Origin of the sequence: Nostoc sp. (assembly GCF_036917555.1) — a bacterium.
Taxonomy (GTDB): domain Bacteria; phylum Cyanobacteriota; class Cyanobacteriia; order Cyanobacteriales; family Nostocaceae; genus Nostoc.
Window position 1 is genome coordinate 1 of sequence record NZ_JBALDD010000032.1, and the last position, 16,023, is coordinate 16,023.

Below are 16,023 nucleotides of genomic sequence, written 5' to 3' on the forward strand. Positions count from 1 at the left end.
CGCTAGTAAAGTAATTTGGCGTTTTACTACTGAAGACGCTCGTGTCAAACTTAAACATCTTTATCCAATTTTTGAACCCGATCAAACAGGTGATTTTAATGCAATATTTTAGTCTTGCCACGCCAATAGCCTTTTCTTTCAGTAAATCCTCTAGTTGTAGTATCTTTTGCAACTAAAATAGCGAATTTGCCCAAAATTTTTTTGAATACTTTCCCTTAAAAGAGAAGAAGCTAGTTCTTCAACAGATACTTCTTTTAAAGCAGCAGCTGTAATTCAAGATTCTTGAGTTTCTTGACTGATGTAAATATTAGTACCAATCATTGTTAACTCTTTCTACTTTTTTACACGATCTCAAAGATCATCAGCAAAAATTTTAGTCATGTAATATTGGTTTTCTTTTTTCTAATCAACTAACGAGATCGGCGATCGCCTCTGAAGCAGGGACTACAGCTTCAGGCTGATAGTGGATGCCAGCTTGCTTGAAGCGATGTAAAACTTCACCCAAGCGATCGCAGTCTGCAATCAAACTGATCCTGACATAACCCTCACCTGCAACCCCAAAGGCATTACCTGGAGTAACCACAACGCCTGTTTGTTGCAACACGTTCAGGGCAAAATCTGTGGAACCAACACCAACGGGACACTTCACCCAAAGATACATCGTCGCCTTGCTTTTGGGGATATCCCAACCCAACTCTCCTAACCCGTGAATGAGGAAATCGCGGCGGGTACGGTAGCGTTGTTGTACCTCATGCAAATACACATCTGGCAGTTGCAAAGCTGTTTCAGCTGCTGTTTGCAATGCTGCAAAAATGCCGTAATCCAAGTTAGTTTTCAGCGTCCGCAAACCTTGAATTACATGGCGGTTCCCCACAACAAACCCGACGCGCCAACCAGCCATATTGTAGGTTTTAGATAAGGTGTGAAATTCCACACCAATATCTTTCGCACCGGGAATTTCTAACAAGCTAGTGGGTTGATAACCATCAAAAGCTAACTCGGCATAACACAAATCATGCACCAGCAAAATTTCATATTTGCGGGCGAAGGCGACAATTTCTTCAAAAAATTCGCGGGGGGCGGTGGCGGCGGTAGGATTGCTGGGATAGTTGAAATAGAGAATTTTAGCTTGTTTGGCAACCTCGTCAGGAATGGCAGCTAAATCAATTAACCAGTCATTTTCAGGTTTAAGAATCAAGCTGTGGATTTTCCCGCCAGCGATCGCCGGGCCGCGAAAATGTGCAGGATAAGCCGGGGAAGGAACCAGAACTAAATCACCAGGGTTAACGTAGGCGAGTGCTAAATGGGTTAATCCTTCTTTAGAACCCAGCAATGGCAAGGCTTCGCTATCAGGATCGAGAACCACACCATAACGGCGATGATACCAGTTAGTGATGGCACAGCGGAAACTAGCTGTGCCCTCAAAGGGTGGATAACCGTGATTGGCAGGATCTTTTAAAGCAGCGATCGCCGCTTCTACTACTGGTGCTGGCGTTGCACCATCGGGGTTTCCCATACCCAAGTCAATTAAATCTAACCCTTGTTCCCGTGCTTTAGCTTTCAGTTCATCTAAACGAGCAAATACATAAGGTGGTAGTTTTTGTATGCGTTCTGCTGGGACAATCCAATTTAAACTCATAAAACCTCGTCACTCATTCCCTTGGGCGAAACTCGATTTGTAGTATCTCTACTATCTATAGGTGCAGTGGTAGAAACCATTGCTGCCATCAACTGTTCTGGCGCGACTTTAAACGGTAGTCGATGGATGTCAGAATTAGGAACTAGAGCCATTTCGGCGGCTATTTGCAATTCGCCTAATGTAATATTCCCCAATCCCAAATCACTTAATTTTTGGGGTAGTCCAATTTCTGTGTAGAACTTTAACAACTGTTGCCGTGCCGATGCTGCTAGTTGATTGCCTTGTAGCATTTCTTCTAAACGCAGTTGCACTAAAATCCCAAAAGCAACCTTTTCCCCATGAATACTGCCATGTCCTGAAATATGAGTTAAACCGTTATGCACGGCATGGGCGGCAACTGTGCGACACTGTGCCCCTCCAAGTCCCCCAACTACCCCAGCTAATAAAACAGTGGCATCTACGACTTCTCGCCAAACCTGACTACCTGGTTCTTCGAGGGCGGCGGCTGACTTTTGCAAGAGGATATCTCGCAAAACTCGTGCTTGTTGCACCGCAGCAATAATTAAAGTGTCTTGCAAGTGTCCACTGCTAACTGAGGCTTCGTACCACTTAGCGATCGCATCACCAATTCCAGCTACTAAGGTACCTTGTGGTGCAGTTTTAATCAAGTCATAATCGAGTATCAATAAATCGGGACAACGAGATAGCCCCACATCGTAGACAAAAGCCCCATCTTCCGAATAAACATTCGATAAGGCACTCCAAGCTGCACAAGTAGCCCCGGAAGTAGGAATTGTCACCACTGGTAGATGTAACTGCTGCGCGACTAATTTCGCTGTATCCAGGGCTTTGCCACCACCAACACCGATAATTACATCAGCTTTATGTTCTTTTGCCTTTTTCTGTAAAGATTTCAGACTAGCTTCGCAGCAATCTGCACCATAAGAAGCTTGGACAGTATGTAACTGCTGCGCTTCTAAAACTGGTTGTAAATTTTGTTGGCTAATGGCGAGAGTAGACTTACCTGCCACAATTAAGGGACAACTTCCCAAACAGGCAATTTCTGCTGCGGCTGTTTGCAACACCCCAGAACCACGGATTACTTTTGTGGGGGAAACTGTGAGCGTAAATAATGAACTAGAGGTTTGAGTAGACAAAGAAGGTTGAGTTGAAAAATTATTGGGCATATAATCTCGTTTGCCAAAACCTTGATATTTCTTAATCAAATAGACTGGTGATCGAGGATACTTGTTGCCAAGCTGGTTTTTGGATGGCTCCAACCTGACACCCGGCTTATCTGCATTTTAGCCAAGCAATTAAATAGACAAGTCCTGTTGCCGACTGATTGAGTAGTTTGACGACATTGCTTGAATCTATAAATACCCATTGACCTGAAATTCCGAACTATTAAAGTTTTGAATAACCGTATAATTAATTAACATTACCATTGTCAGATTCTCAAGAAAAGCAATCGATAATTGATAATGTGTTGGCGATCGTGCTATCTTATGCAATTTTTAGCTACAGATATATATATAAAGTATGCAAATATATGCCTTTACAACCCCTCGATTTGCTGCAAAGAATTTTGAAAATGGCAACATGGGCAATTAGGACAACAACTGACAAATTACAACTGTCAGTACCCATTACCCCACGCTGATAAACTTTTTCCCACAGTATAACCACTAAAGTGTAAATATCTTAATCTAAAAATAACCATTAATGTATCAGTAAATACAAAATAACTTTTGTTATCCTGATAACAGGTAAATTACTTTTGTTCTCTGGGCATGGGGCATGGGGGAGGCAGTGCAGTCTTCTCCCAAGGGGAGACGCCAAAGGCGATGGGGTTTCCCCAAGTGGAGCAACTGCTGTCATGAGGCATTAATTATCGTAAATTAAAGGGTTTAAGACCCCTACGTCTATACGTAGTATCAGTTTCAGTCGGGATTTAAATCCCCATCTGAAAATGTCTTTAATTTTGAATTTTGAATTTTGAATTTTGAATTGTTAATCTTCTCCTCCGCTCCCCTTGCTCCCTGCCTTTTAAGCAGTAGGTTTTGGCAATTTGGCAAAATTGTCTGTGTAAATTTTGACTGTTACCGGGGAATTTTGATGAGAAACCAGCGAGCGCTTGACCTCACCCAAGTAAACTGGGACAGAAATCCCTGTTTCCGGGTGGATAATAGTACGGGCGCGAACTGTCAAATTTTCGTCTTCCCGTGTACCTGAGCGACCATAAGAAAAAAGATTACTAGCTGCTTGACGTAAAGTTGCTTCTAATTGTGTGGGTGTAATTTGGGGTGATGTGGCAATCACCGCTTGTGTTGAGCCATTGTCATAAACTAAAGTGTACCGGACTGATCCCGGAATCACAGTCCGACTCAAGGGCACTATTGAGAGTCCAAATAAACCAGCAGTCACCACCAGCATAAAGCCAGTCGTACCCACCAACCGAAAGCGGATGCCCCATTTGAGAATAAAAGCCAAAAATGTCAAGGCAGCAAATACCAATGTAGCTATACCTGCCCATTGGGTGTACTGAAGAAAGTTAGCTGTTGTGAGCATAAGGTTGGTTATGGAGGCGTCTTTTTTTCGTTACCGACACACCCATTTTACCGAGAGCTTACACCGATTACCTGTGAGGTTGCATAGATCGAACAACTTGCTCAAGCCTCTTGTATCACCAAGCCTAATTTTGTGCAGTTTCACAAAGAATACACCCTAAAGGTTATCGATCATAATAAATAAAGTTTCAACTTGTGTTTAGCCTAAGTTTAGCAGTGAATGGAGCCAACCTCAGAACAATTGAAACAGTTATACAGAGTCTTGACTTGGCTAACGCGAATGTATCTCCCGGTTTACCTAGCTAGCTAAGATGAGCGAACAGATAACATCGTAGTAATAGCAGGTGAAGAGACAGTTGTAGTAATTAATCCAGAAGGAGAGGTTGATTATGAATAAGCCTAACTTTAGAGAAATGACACGCAAGCAATTGCGAGATTATATCTTACAAAATTGTGGTGAGGCAGAAGCAATTCACGCCCTAGCATTACATGTTCAGTCTAATGGCAAACGTCTTAATTCTGTAGATGAGCTACAACAAATCATCCAAGAAAAATGTAGCCAAGGCTTAGAGCCATAGCTAAAAAACACATAATCATTCTGTTAGTGAGTAATTTAATTTTGTTAGGTTTTAGCGAATAAAACTGGGAAAGAATTGCTTAACCGACTTCCCCAGCCTCCTCAGTTTTTCTAAAATAGTATTGGCTCACCAGAGACGATATGGGAATTTTTAGATGTTTGCAACCTAGTTTGAATACTATCAATTATTGCTAGCCAATCAGCATCTCTGTTCCATTCAGAGTGAATCCTGGTTTTAGTTGCTGCGTCGTAGAGGTTACAAAAAACCACATTTCCTTCTCCAGCAGTTGCAGCGATAATCAGTGGCTTGGAAAAGTCTTGGACTAGCGATACAGCTAAGAGGAAACTTTTAGCAAAGTTCGTTTCTTTCCCAGTCCTAACAACATAAATTTCATCCGCTCTAACAACGATGTCTAACTTAATGTTGTCCCTTTCTCTAAACTCTTTCGTCGTTAATTTAATATCTGATAAATAACCAGTCAGCCCTTTTTGCTGCACAGGAATAGTCATTTTATTATTAATATCATAATTATACCATAGGTAGGATTCCCCGCTTAATTCTCCTTTTTTTACATATAAATAAATAGGTTCTGGTGGGTTACAAAGACCTAATTTTACTTCAGCAATCATGTTTTACATTCCTTTATGAAAGATAAAAATTTTTCAGATATTGCGTCAAATTCAATCTTTTTAAGATAGTGTTTAACTGAATAAAAATAATAAATATACAAAAGGGCATCTACAAGAGATGCCCGTCATGCAGGAAAACCCCAAAGGGATGTCCCTACACCTTCCCAACAATCAGCAACAGTGACTAATTAGGTATTAGTCACACTCACAGACGTGAATATAACAATATTATTAACTTAAAACTCTCAATGTCCCCAGTGCATACACTGAAAAAACTAATAGCTAATTTTGATGAGATGCAAGCCTGTCTTTTTCGTGATAACGATGTACTACTCCAGAAATAGCAGCCAAAATTAGCCATGAAAGCGCATTCAAACGAAAATCAAAGAGGGTTATATCTACTGTATTCAATAAAATCCACCCAACAAAGGACAGAAGATAACTGAAAAATATCAATTTGTCTCCTGTATTTATATATTTTGACTTTTGGAGTAATTGGACACTTATAATCAAAATCCAAGCTAGTAAGCCACAAAATAAAAAAGCACTGGGAAAACCAGTTTCAGCAGATAACATCAAAAACAAGTTATGGGGATGACCCAAGGGAATCTGCATCTTTGCTCTGTAAAGTGTACTAAAACTGCGTAATCCCCAACCAGTCCAAGGATGTTGTTGAGCTAAATACCAGGCGAACTCCCACTGAGTTTTTCGCATTAAAGCGACTGGTCTATCTGGGTACATATCGTCATTTAACCTTGCCCAAAAGAAGGCAGGAACTACCAAGCGAAAAATTTGAGCGACTGGTGAGGGAGCAAAAGCCGCTAAAAGAATACTAGAAACGATCGCAGCAACACTAGCTACAAGAATGCGCCAACCTTGGTAGAGTGCATAAGCTAAACAGGCAAAAATACCGATCGCCCACCCATTACGCGAGTTGGTGAAAATCAAGGTAATGAAATTTGTAATCACCGCCAAGGTTAGGAAGATAAAGGGAACTGGGGACTGGGGCGCACTAAGTCTTTCCCCTCTGCCCCTCTGCCCCTCGGTCACTGAGTTTACGGTGAGCGTAGTCGAACTGCGTAGCCGTTGGCGCAGCGTCTCGTAGAGAAGTGCTGCCCCTCTGCCTTTTATGTTCAATCGCCATTGTTCGATCCACAACCCTAGACCAAGGATGAAAACTATTACTAGATAAGCTGCGAAGGTGTTAGCGTGCAAGAAAAGTGAAGCGATACGACCTGGTGGGTTTCCGCCTGGTCTGATTGTCCAACTAAACACAACCCACACAAACTGGAACTTGAAACTCCAGCCTAAAAATAATTGTCCCAAGCCCATAATTGCTACTGGCATGGAACCAATCACCAAAACCCAAGCCATTTGCCGCAATTGGGTAAATGTTTGAATCAGAGCGCTATGGGCAGCGAAAAGTAAAAAGAATGGTAATAAATTAAATAAGCCGAGGAAAGCTGCTGTTTTGTCTTGGGCAAATCCAGCACTGACGATCAGTAATACACTCAGTAGGGCAAATCCCCAGTTGAGGGGGCGGCGATTAATTTTGCGGGATTGTTTCAGCCAAGTTATTAATGAGACAAAACCTACAGTCACAGCCCCCACTAAAGGACTCAATGGGAAGATTAACAGTGCCCATAGAGAGTAGTTCCAAGAAGATTGCCAACGAGATTTGAAATAGTCAAAAACCTTGTTCAAGCTGGCTCCCAACATTCCTCACGGGTGAGGCGAATTTGAGCTAAGGTGAAGATAGTGGGGATGATTCGACCGTAGTTAGTGGCGATCGCTCTCCAGCCTAAATCCGCAATAAACCAAGTCCACATCATCGGCCCAATTACGGCAAATATCGTGCGGGCTGCCCCATAACGAGCTGCACTTACTGTCATAACCCGTTGCGCCATTTGCATCGCTACATAGCTTTGAAATTGCGTTGCAGCTGCTTCTGAGCCTGTAATTGCCGCTTGTTTGGCTACTTCATAAGTAGCAAAGTGGATGGCAAATTGACGAGCAATTTGCTTCAGTACAAGTGGCTGGAGAAGAGAAGTAACCGCTAGCGCACTACCGCCTTTGAAAAGCAACCCCAAGGGGTCACGTTGTAATAAAAGTGGTAGGGGTTGTTTTAGTTCTGATTTGAGCAGCTGACGCTGCACCTGTACAGTCAATTTTTGCTTTTCCTGTTCCGGTAATTTTTTCCACACCTGTCCAAGCAGATGCAAAAATACTTCTGCTTCTAAATCAATGGTTGCCAGCTGATGAGAATAGGGAATTTTTAGATACTTACATACTTGAACTAAGGCTTGTCGGTAAGTTACCTGCCCTGTGCGTCCCCGTAATACTGTCATCCCATCTGCCGCCAAAAAACGAAAGCGGCTCTCTAGTGCGTCTAACCAAGCTTTGCGGTCTTGGCTTTGCACTTCGATGGGTTCGGGTGTGTGTACATAGTCTAAGGGATTGAACTTACGACTAAATAGAATTGCCGTTAAGTCTTGCAATTCTTCTTCGGTCGCTAACTCTAGCGCCGCCCTCATTTCATCCAATTTCCCTTCCTCCCTTCTGTGCAGCTTTCTGTACCTTATTCTACTATTAGCTTTCAGCAGTCATTAGTAGTAATTTTGTCCTTTGATAATAACCAATAACTAATGACCAATAATTAACTAGGGACTATTGACTCATGACTGATATTGCAGTGATTGGTGCCGGAATTGCCGATTTAGTCTGTGCCCAGCAGTTAAGTCAAGCTGGATATTCGGTGGTAATGGTGGAAAAGTCGCGTGGTTTGGGAGGAAGACTAGCTACACGCCGCTTACATGGAACTTTGGCGGATCATGGGGCTTGTTACCTGAAGCCAAAGGGTGAATTATTTAGACGTTTTGTGGAGATATTGCGATCGCGCCATATCCTCGAAGTTTGGACAGATGAGGTTTACGAACTCACAACAGGTGTTCCTTTATCTGAACCGAAAAACCGCAGTCCGCGTTATGTTGCACCTGGGGGAATGAGTGCGTAGACGCGGAGCGGCTTGTCGTCAGACATCGCTAAATCCCTCGCCCCTGGTCTAGAAATATTACTGAATCAGCGTGTCATCGCTATTACCCCAATTCTTGAAAATAGCTGGCGTTTGACTCTCGAATCTAGTAATGAAGAATTAACTGCAAAAGCTATAGTTGTCGCTATTCCTGCACCCCAAGCTGTAATGTTATTGGAACCTTTGGGTGAGAGTGTATTGCATGCAGCCTTTCTTGATAACTTGCGTTCTGTAGAATTTTATCCTTCGATTAGTGCGTAGATGCAGAGCGGCTTGTCGTCAGACATCGCTGGATATTCTTGTACATCTCAACCCCTCCCTCAGTGGAAAGCTCTAACTTTTGTGGATAATGCTGATTTAGCATGGATTGGTTTAGACAGTAGCAAGCGTTCTAACCCTCAACAACCACATTTTGTGGTGCAAAGTAGCGCTGATTTTGCCCAACTTCATCTCAAATCACAGGATTTACAACCCGCAGGACAATATATGTTGCAACGAGCAGCTGAATCTTTGTCCCTTCCTTGGCTGAATATTCCCGAATGGATGCAAGTACATCGTTGGCGTTATGCCTTTCCTAGCTGTCCTTGGCACCAAGCTTTTTTATCTGCTGGAACTCTTTTACCTTTAGTTTGCTGTGGTGATTGGTGTGGGGGCAATCTTGTAGAAGGTGCGATGCTTTCTGGATTAGCTGCGGCTGATGAAATTAATAATCAATTAGGTCATCTACCTTTTGATAATGTGAACTTTTTAAACGTTTTTACACGATCATTTCATCTGTCGCTAGACTGATTTTGCACCATGTGAGTCGGTATTTTTATAACTGACTAAATCAAAGTGCAACAAATAAGTTTTTTAGATGAAATAGCAAATTTTGCTACGAACCTAAAAAGTGATGTCAATTACTCAAAAAGCTTAACTTAATGAAAAACTTGTTCATAATTCAAGTTGTTTGATTGCTGTTAATCTTGATCCCCTGCCCTTAATGCTGCGTTTTATGTAGATTTTTGCTTTTCTGGCAGAAATTTGAAATAATTAGGATTATAAATATAAAATGTCAATAATTTACCAGCTTATTGGACGCTATTTTAATAAGTCATGCTGTGAGACAGTATAAACTTTAACTAAAATAAGCAAAGCCAAATGTCTGAGATTGTACCAAGATAAGAGGCTAGTTTCGGGGTTGATTGCATCTGTAATTTGAATTAATTTTAACTGATTGTCATCACGACGTTGCCATCTAAAAAAGTTATTCTCTTCACCAAGCATTGACTTGATTAAAAAAGGAGTTTAAAAATCATGAAAACGGTAGTTAATTTAACACAACAATCAATAGTGGGAGAAATTGAAAGTATTTTGAATACATACCCAGCCCATCCATATCAGCAAGCTTTTGCGATTCCTGATTTACGCCAAGAGCTAATTACTTTCGTCCTCAACCGCATTCCCTCCTTTTACAGCGTCATGTCTGACGAACAGATTCCGCTAGCGGAGGCTGAACAAGGAAGCTTGGCTTATTACAAATTGCCTCGTAAACCCTTAGAACAGCAACTACATTTACAGAATTTGATTCACCAAGGTATTTCTTTAATCGTTCAAGAAAAGTCAGATTGGATTAGCCATCGTGTTTGTGAAACAGTTCAACCAGCTTGTGAACCCTCTCACTGGTTTGGTTAATAGTTTTAACAAGATTTGGCTCTCTGCTGAGATATCATAACGTCCGCAGTGAATTTTGAATTTTTGAGCTAATCCCACAACCAAAGGCTGTGGGATTAGCTCAATATTTTTTTAAGTAGATTCCTCTTGAGGTGTAAACTTTGACAATTACTAAGTTCAAAGGATATTCCCAGGATATGAGAAAAATAACTGCTCTAATGCTAAGTATTTCCGTGAGTGTCGGGGTGGAAGCATTAGCACCCAAAGTCACTAATGCCCAATTGTTTTACCCACCAGCAAGCGATCGCCATTCATTAATGGTAATCGGTCAAGGGGTTGTGAGAGTGCCAGCAGATACAGCGGATATTGAGTTAGTATTCAGTAGTGGAGGCAGCAATGATGAGTTACAAATGCAACCATCATCTCTACCCGAAACCCGCCGCATATCCTCACCAACTCTACTTTTTAATTACAAAACAGCAGCAGAACCTTTACCAAACAAAAAATCCCCAACGAAAGCAACTCTTCAGCCTGTAGTAGACAGCTTAGTTGCTAAAGGCATTAGGGCTGATAAAATTCAAGTGCAAATTAACCCTAATTCCAGTGAAAATAACGCCAAAATATTGGTGAGACTAGAAAAACCAACACGCGAACGCGTCCAGGAAATTGTTGCTACAGTAAACAAGTCCACGAGCCAAATTGAAAACCTTTCTGTCAAGAGTGTGGGTGTTGAGTACGCAGTTAATGACTGTCAGGCTTTGCAGAGTTCAGTTTATCAATCAGCGATGAAAGATGCTCAAAGCCGCGCTCAGGCTTTAGCAACTGCAATGGAAGTTAAACTTAGTACTCCTTCTGTCGCCGAGCCATTTTACACATTATTTTATCCCTCATGTAGTTCTAAAACTGGAGTTCCTTTACCGTCGTTTGCTAGTTTTTTATTATCACCAGCTTATAATCCAGATGCTCTGGCAGAAGTTGAAATGAAAAAGGATATTTTTGTGACATACACAACGAAATAAACATTTATATTTAGTGCGATTGCACTTTGATTTAGTCAAAATTGGAAGTGCGATCGCTTAACTATTTTGTCTCTGAGTCGAATCAATAAGAATAGGTGCAATCGCACTTATTATTTACTTCATGTTTTCTAAAGCTATTTATATAAATTTTCATGTTTATCTCTTGATATTACTCAGTATTTACTTAAAGAAAATTCTAGTATTTAAAAATTTCTACTTAAAGATTTGGTTCTAACTTTATCGAAAAACTTTACGGTTTTTACTACTGACAAATAAATAATACATTTAATAAAATGTGCCTAAAGATTTAAAAATATATAGTTATATCTGGAGATCAATAATGGCACAAGGAGATCACATATACTGTAGTATTTATAATAATAGTAAATCTCTGTATCATCATGGAATTGATTGTGGTAATGACACTATTATTCATTATCAAAATAATTATAAACATGAGAAGGATGGAATAATCCTTTGGGTTCCCATGACTGAGTTTGCTAAAAATAGGAAAATTTATATTAAGAAATATGATAAATGCGATCCTCCAATAGTTGTCTTCATGAGAGCAAAACGAAGATTAGGAGAGAAAAACTACAATATTTTTTATAATAACTGTGAGCATTTTGCACATTATTGTAAGACAGGTGAACCAATTAGTCCTCAAGTGGAGAAGGCTAAAGAAATCGTAGGACATAATGGTATTGCTGTCGCTGATGGTTTGTCTAAGAACCTAACAAATGTGATTAAATCGGCGGAATCAAGTAAAAATTATATACATAAAAGTATAGAGAATATATTAAATTTTGGGAGACATTAAGATGACAATGATAATGATAAATAAGAACTTTTTAAACTTACTTTAAAAACAGAGCATATTTTTGTTATTTACGCTCTCACTGTCAGATCAAAATCAGCAAGCAAGATAACCCTATTTATAAGTAAAAGAGCTAATAATCAATTAAATCTCCTGTCTGTAACTCCTGCCATTCTCTATCTTGCTCGTAATGTAATAACATTAACTCAGCCTGTGCTGCCAATATACATCGCCGTTCTTCTAATGACAATTTCATAAACTCCCGACGGCTGATACTCTTAGCTTGTACAAGTGTTTCTGAAGCTTGTAGCTGTGGCATGTCTCTCTGAGGAGTAGAATTTGAGATTTCCATACTTTCTCAGTAATTTTTATAAAAATTCCTAATTTATATTTATTTTACTCCACAGCTATAGGAATCCGTTTTGATTCTTGAGTTTATTAGTGTGGACAGGGAACAGAGAATAGCGAACAGTGAACAGGAAAGAAGGGATAAATCCGTACTGAGTCTTGTTCAAAAATCAAATAGGATTCCTATAGGAGTCCTATATAATATGCATGTTCATAATCAAAATCAAATATTCACTAGAGTCTAGACTAAATTGCTGATTTCAAGCTCCAATAATGAAAAAACTCCAGAAATGTTTGTGACAAATCTGGAGCCAGGAAAGATACGCATTTACCTATACCAAATTTTCACCCTGAGAAAATCCTACGTCATCAGGGTATACACTCAAATGTAGATAAAAGTGTTTGAGGATTCTCGTTTACATTCCTTCTCTGTTGGAATTAACGCAAAACAGCCCCAGATAAGCTAAGGCTGTTTTGCGAGAGTTGTTTGGCAGGAAGGGTACATCAATAAGTGATGCCCGTGTTAAATATAGATAATTCAGTATGCATCCTTATTCAGCCATGTTTTGGCATATCAGGATGATTGAGAAAATTTTTATGGCTTTTTCCAAAAAGAAACTCCAGATGCACTTAAGGCATTCTGGAGCAGTAACAGGTTTCTAACATCAATCAATTTTTACATCTGCGATCGCCCAATGTCGTTAGGGTATATACTCAAATGTGTTTTATGTCTACTCATCCGCAAATCGACCAACAAGTTACCTTCTTTTCTACCCATAACCTCAATGTATCTACAGAATTCTACGAACAAAAGCTAGGTTTGGAGCTATGGCTTGACCAAGGAACCTGCCGAATTTATACTATTAGTGGTTCTGGATACTTAGGATTGTGTCAAGCAAGCGAAACATCGGCTCCTTCACCAGATAAGCAATCAAGTGTTATTTTTACCCTAGTAACACAACAGGTGGATGAATGGTTTGAATATCTCAAAAAACGTGGCGTCGAATTTGAAAAGCCACCTACATTAAATGAAAAATACAACATTTACCATTGTTTTTTCCGCGATCCTGATGGTTATTTGATTGAAATTCAACGTTTCAAGACTAACGACAAGAAAAAAGACATAACCAAATAAGTTATGTCTAGACGTTTAATTTACAGGGCAGGATTTTTACAGGCTAGAACTTTTTGATTTACTGGGGTACATGATACCGATTAATGCTGTATGAACATTATCGATAGGAATATACCTTTTCTTCCATAGATTTATCGGGATAAAATACGGAATTTATGCTGCCACTGGGAAATATTTATATATCTTTACAATTCCCCTGTAGGCATTGCTCTTGACTTTTATATAATGTCTATCTAATTGACGATCAAAAAACTCTTTGCGTCAGTCTTAATAATAAGTATTTAACCAGACTTGAAATTAATAGAAACTAGAATACAATATATAGTCGCCAGTTTATTATGTTATTAGCAAGAATAGTTTTTGAAGTATCTATTTACTAAATATACTATTTTTATAATGATTATTTTTAAGCTAACAAATGCTGAATTTATCGGTTCAATAAATATTTTATTAGGGTGACTACATGATAGCTGGAAAAATCAAATGGGTGCATACAGCATTACAGCTTAAAGGTTCAGTAATGAACGCAATTTTTAAACATATTTTATGGTGTGGAGCTTTCGGATTTTTGATTTCTCTGCTTTACCATTTTGACAAACCTGTATCCCATCCTAGTTTAGGAAGTGTTATTCCTAGTATTGTTTTAGGTTTGTTACTTGTCTTTCGTACAAATACTGCTTATGAGCGATTTTGGGAAGGGAGAAAATGCTGGGGTTCTATAGTAAATAACGTCCGAAATCTAGCGAGACAAATTTGGGTAGCAGTTGATGAAATTTCACCAGAAGATAAAGACAATAAAATTACGGCATTAAACTTATTGGCAGCTTTTGCTGTAACAACTAAATTACATTTGCGAGGAGAAGCTGTCAATAGCGAGTTAGAAGACTTAATGCCATCTACTAAGTACATAAAACTGAAGATTATGAATAATCCTCCTATAGAGGTTGCCTTTTGGATAGGAGATTATTTACAGGAACAGTATAATCGTAATTGCCTTAATAGCTACCAACTAACATCTATGCAAGAATTATTGAATAATCTTGTAGATAATTTAGGTGCTTGCGAACGAATTTTAAAAACTCCTATGCCGCTTGCTTATGCTATTCATTTGAAGCAATTGCTAATACTATATTGCTTTCTACTACCATTTCAAATAGTAGAGAATCTCGGTTGGTGGACAGGTTTAATTTCTGCTTTGGTTGGGTTTACTGTGTTTGGCATTGAAGCCATTGGCTTAGAAATAGAAAACCCCTTTGGTTATGACGCTAATGATTTACCATTAGATGCAATTTGCGAGACAATGAAGCGTAATATTGACGATTTAATTACTTTGACTCCCAATACGCGATCGCATCAGCAAAATAGTATAACCAATTGAAAAAAACTGAGAATCATCAGACATCATCTCAGTGGCGATACACTCGGTTTGTACATAATTATAAATTCTGCAAAAATACTGTATCTGTACCTATAATGGCAGATAAACCACATTTAAAAAAGAGGTGCGATCGCTAAGTATGGTTTGGCGAACTATAAACCTCTCCTAATATCTTTTCACAACCGCCGAATCGCCATCTCTAAACCTTCACATACACGAGTAAGAAAATCTAAATCCAAAGTAGCGATCGCATCACTAGCTTTGTGATAATGTGGATTTCGCAAGAATGCCGTATCTGTCACCATCATTGCCGGATAACCTAAATCCCAGAATGGTGCATGATCGCTAAGTCTGGTTTGAGGAACTATTAAACCTCGATTCGGCACGGGTAGCCATTGACTAGATACGCCAGCTTTGCGAATATTACGGCTCATCCCAATTAAATCAGGCAATGTCCGCAAGTTGCCAATTAAAGCAATAAAATCACCTGTATCTGGGTAGAAGCGTTCCAGAGGAGGGGGATAACTTTGGGAACCAGGTGTAGAATCCTTATAGCCCAGCATTTCTAAGGAGATCATTAAGCGTAGCTGTTGCTTTTGTTGATGCAACAGGGCTGCATAGTCAGCACTACCCAATAAGCCGTATTCTTCCATATCGAAAGCAACCAGTCTTAAGGGATATCTGACAGGTTCGGCAGCAAACTTTCTCGCCAATTCCAGCAACACCGCCACACCTGTAGCATTATCATCAGCCGCAACTGTTCCTGGAACTCCATCATAATGAGCGCCAATTAAAATCGGTGGCAAATGCTTTTTTTGCCCTCTAGCTTGGGATGGTAAATTTAATATCAAGTTATTACAGACTTTGGCTCTAACTTCAAAGGTGTGGATTTCCACACTCCCCCATTGTGAAAATTCCTGGCGGATGTATTCTTGGACAAAAAAATGCCCAGCCGTTGCCATGTAAGGATCGCGTTCTCGCGCTATCTCACTCAGGGAAATCTGTAATCGCTCTGTTAAATTCAAATTTTTAAGGTAGTGGCAATAATATTAGAGTTTTCAGGCACTCAAAAAAGTAGAGCAAGCATTATTAAAGTGAATTTACCAACTTGCGGATACTGTAAACGAAAAGTAGGCGGATAACAAGAATCGAGGCTGCTTGGGCACACCAACCATCTCAATGCTATTCTAGTCTTGCAACTATCTCCTCTAGCTGCACTTCTTAGC

At 39.8% G+C, this 16,023-nt stretch carries 15 protein-coding genes and 2 pseudogenes; 9 read left to right on the forward strand and 8 right to left on the reverse strand.

What is annotated here, in order from left to right; all coding sequences use genetic code 11:
* Positions 1–406: 406 nt before the first annotated feature.
* Entirely contained in the window at positions 407–1,639 is a 1,233-nt protein-coding gene (locus V7K60_RS13765; RefSeq protein ID WP_334926304.1) for an aspartate aminotransferase, read from the reverse strand.
* Positions 1,636–2,826: an iron-containing alcohol dehydrogenase family protein gene (locus V7K60_RS13770; protein ID WP_334926306.1), complete on the reverse strand. Its 1,191-nt coding sequence runs from the start codon at positions 2,824–2,826 to the stop codon at positions 1,636–1,638. Before V7K60_RS13770 ends, V7K60_RS13765 begins: the two co-directional genes overlap by 4 nt.
* A gap of 260 nt (positions 2,827–3,086) precedes the next feature.
* Here V7K60_RS13770 and V7K60_RS13775 point away from each other — a divergent pair, with 260 nt between their 5' ends.
* Positions 3,087–3,302: a hypothetical protein gene (locus V7K60_RS13775; RefSeq protein WP_334926308.1), complete on the forward strand. Its 216-nt coding sequence runs from the start codon at positions 3,087–3,089 to the stop codon at positions 3,300–3,302.
* A 386-nt stretch (positions 3,303–3,688) separates the two neighbouring features.
* On the opposite strand, the gene V7K60_RS13780 is transcribed toward V7K60_RS13775, so the two are convergent.
* Complete coding sequence (locus V7K60_RS13780) at positions 3,689–4,210, reverse strand: Ycf51 family protein (protein ID WP_334926310.1); 522 nt, start codon at positions 4,208–4,210, stop codon at positions 3,689–3,691.
* Between the two features lie 219 nt (positions 4,211–4,429).
* Here V7K60_RS13780 and V7K60_RS35245 point away from each other — a divergent pair.
* Together V7K60_RS35245 and V7K60_RS13785 are read left to right on the forward strand one after the other, a co-directional pair.
* Positions 4,430–4,606: pseudogene (locus V7K60_RS35245) on the forward strand (DUF6888 family protein).
* Positions 4,599–4,787, forward strand: a complete 189-nt coding sequence (locus tag V7K60_RS13785; RefSeq protein ID WP_334926311.1) for a DUF6887 family protein — start codon at positions 4,599–4,601, stop codon at positions 4,785–4,787. The pseudogene V7K60_RS35245 and the gene V7K60_RS13785 overlap by 8 nt, the downstream one beginning before the upstream one ends.
* Positions 4,788–4,897: 110 nt before the next feature.
* On the opposite strand, the gene V7K60_RS13790 is transcribed toward V7K60_RS13785, so the two are convergent.
* The 3 genes from V7K60_RS13790 to V7K60_RS13800 form a co-directional block, all read right to left on the reverse strand.
* A complete protein-coding gene (locus tag V7K60_RS13790) occupies positions 4,898–5,416 on the reverse strand; it encodes a hypothetical protein (protein ID WP_334926313.1) in 519 nt (172 codons plus the stop codon).
* A gap of 282 nt (positions 5,417–5,698) precedes the next feature.
* Positions 5,699–7,135 (reverse strand): O-antigen ligase family protein, encoded by a 1,437-nt coding sequence (locus V7K60_RS13795; RefSeq protein WP_334926315.1) that lies wholly within the window; start codon positions 7,133–7,135, stop codon positions 5,699–5,701.
* Entirely contained in the window at positions 7,117–7,959 is an 843-nt protein-coding gene (locus V7K60_RS13800) for a YaaW family protein (RefSeq protein ID WP_334926317.1), read from the reverse strand. The genes V7K60_RS13795 and V7K60_RS13800 overlap by 19 nt, the downstream gene beginning before the upstream one ends.
* Positions 7,960–8,093: 134 nt before the next feature.
* Here V7K60_RS13800 and V7K60_RS13805 point away from each other — a divergent pair.
* The 4 genes and pseudogenes from V7K60_RS13805 to V7K60_RS13820 all read left to right on the forward strand — a co-directional run bounded on the left by V7K60_RS13805 (position 8,094) and on the right by V7K60_RS13820 (position 11,939).
* Positions 8,094–9,236: pseudogene (locus V7K60_RS13805) on the forward strand (NAD(P)/FAD-dependent oxidoreductase).
* Positions 9,237–9,743: 507 nt separating this feature from the next.
* Positions 9,744–10,121 carry a hypothetical protein gene (locus V7K60_RS13810; RefSeq protein WP_334926319.1) on the forward strand — a complete coding sequence of 126 codons (378 nt, stop codon included), beginning with the start codon at positions 9,744–9,746 and terminating at the stop codon, positions 10,119–10,121.
* Positions 10,122–10,261: 140 nt separating this feature from the next.
* A complete protein-coding gene (locus V7K60_RS13815) occupies positions 10,262–11,119 on the forward strand; it encodes an SIMPL domain-containing protein (RefSeq protein WP_334926321.1) in 858 nt (285 codons plus the stop codon).
* Positions 11,120–11,459: 340 nt separating this feature from the next.
* The gene (locus tag V7K60_RS13820; protein WP_334926323.1) at positions 11,460–11,939 is read left to right on the forward strand and encodes a lecithin retinol acyltransferase family protein; all 480 of its coding nucleotides are present in this window, start codon (positions 11,460–11,462) and stop codon (positions 11,937–11,939) included.
* A 130-nt stretch (positions 11,940–12,069) separates the two neighbouring features.
* On the opposite strand, the gene V7K60_RS13825 is transcribed toward V7K60_RS13820, so the two are convergent.
* Positions 12,070–12,288, reverse strand: a complete 219-nt coding sequence (locus V7K60_RS13825) for a hypothetical protein (RefSeq protein ID WP_334926324.1) — start codon at positions 12,286–12,288, stop codon at positions 12,070–12,072.
* Between the two features lie 723 nt (positions 12,289–13,011).
* On the opposite strand from V7K60_RS13825, the gene V7K60_RS13830 reads away from it, so the two are divergent.
* Both V7K60_RS13830 and V7K60_RS13835 read left to right on the forward strand, forming a co-directional pair.
* Positions 13,012–13,419, forward strand: coding sequence for a VOC family protein (locus V7K60_RS13830; protein WP_334926326.1), 408 nt, complete (start codon positions 13,012–13,014; stop codon positions 13,417–13,419).
* A gap of 463 nt (positions 13,420–13,882) precedes the next feature.
* Positions 13,883–14,797 (forward strand): bestrophin family protein, encoded by a 915-nt coding sequence (locus V7K60_RS13835; protein ID WP_334926327.1) that lies wholly within the window; start codon positions 13,883–13,885, stop codon positions 14,795–14,797.
* 176 nt (positions 14,798–14,973) lie between these two features.
* Here the strand turns inward: V7K60_RS13835 and V7K60_RS13840 are convergent, their stop codons facing one another.
* The gene (locus tag V7K60_RS13840) at positions 14,974–15,822 is read right to left on the reverse strand and encodes a M28 family peptidase (protein ID WP_334926329.1); all 849 of its coding nucleotides are present in this window, start codon (positions 15,820–15,822) and stop codon (positions 14,974–14,976) included.
* Between the last annotated feature and the right edge of the window lie 201 nt (positions 15,823–16,023).

Coding starts and splice junctions, on each gene's coding strand:
- V7K60_RS13765 (WP_334926304.1), bottom strand. CDS start 1,639: ATGAGTTTAAATTGGATTGTCCCAGCAGAACGCATACAAAAACTACCA.
- V7K60_RS13770 (WP_334926306.1), bottom strand. CDS start 2,826: ATGCCCAATAATTTTTCAACTCAACCTTCTTTGTCTACTCAAACCTCT.
- V7K60_RS13780 (WP_334926310.1), bottom strand. CDS start 4,210: ATGCTCACAACAGCTAACTTTCTTCAGTACACCCAATGGGCAGGTATA.
- V7K60_RS13785 (WP_334926311.1), top strand. CDS start 4,599: ATGAATAAGCCTAACTTTAGAGAAATGACACGCAAGCAATTGCGAGAT.
- V7K60_RS13790 (WP_334926313.1), bottom strand. CDS start 5,416: ATGATTGCTGAAGTAAAATTAGGTCTTTGTAACCCACCAGAACCTATT.
- V7K60_RS13795 (WP_334926315.1), bottom strand. CDS start 7,135: ATGTTGGGAGCCAGCTTGAACAAGGTTTTTGACTATTTCAAATCTCGT.
- V7K60_RS13810 (WP_334926319.1), top strand. CDS start 9,744: ATGAAAACGGTAGTTAATTTAACACAACAATCAATAGTGGGAGAAATT.
- V7K60_RS13820 (WP_334926323.1), top strand. CDS start 11,460: ATGGCACAAGGAGATCACATATACTGTAGTATTTATAATAATAGTAAA.
- V7K60_RS13825 (WP_334926324.1), bottom strand. CDS start 12,288: ATGGAAATCTCAAATTCTACTCCTCAGAGAGACATGCCACAGCTACAA.
- V7K60_RS13830 (WP_334926326.1), top strand. CDS start 13,012: ATGTCTACTCATCCGCAAATCGACCAACAAGTTACCTTCTTTTCTACC.
- V7K60_RS13835 (WP_334926327.1), top strand. CDS start 13,883: ATGATAGCTGGAAAAATCAAATGGGTGCATACAGCATTACAGCTTAAA.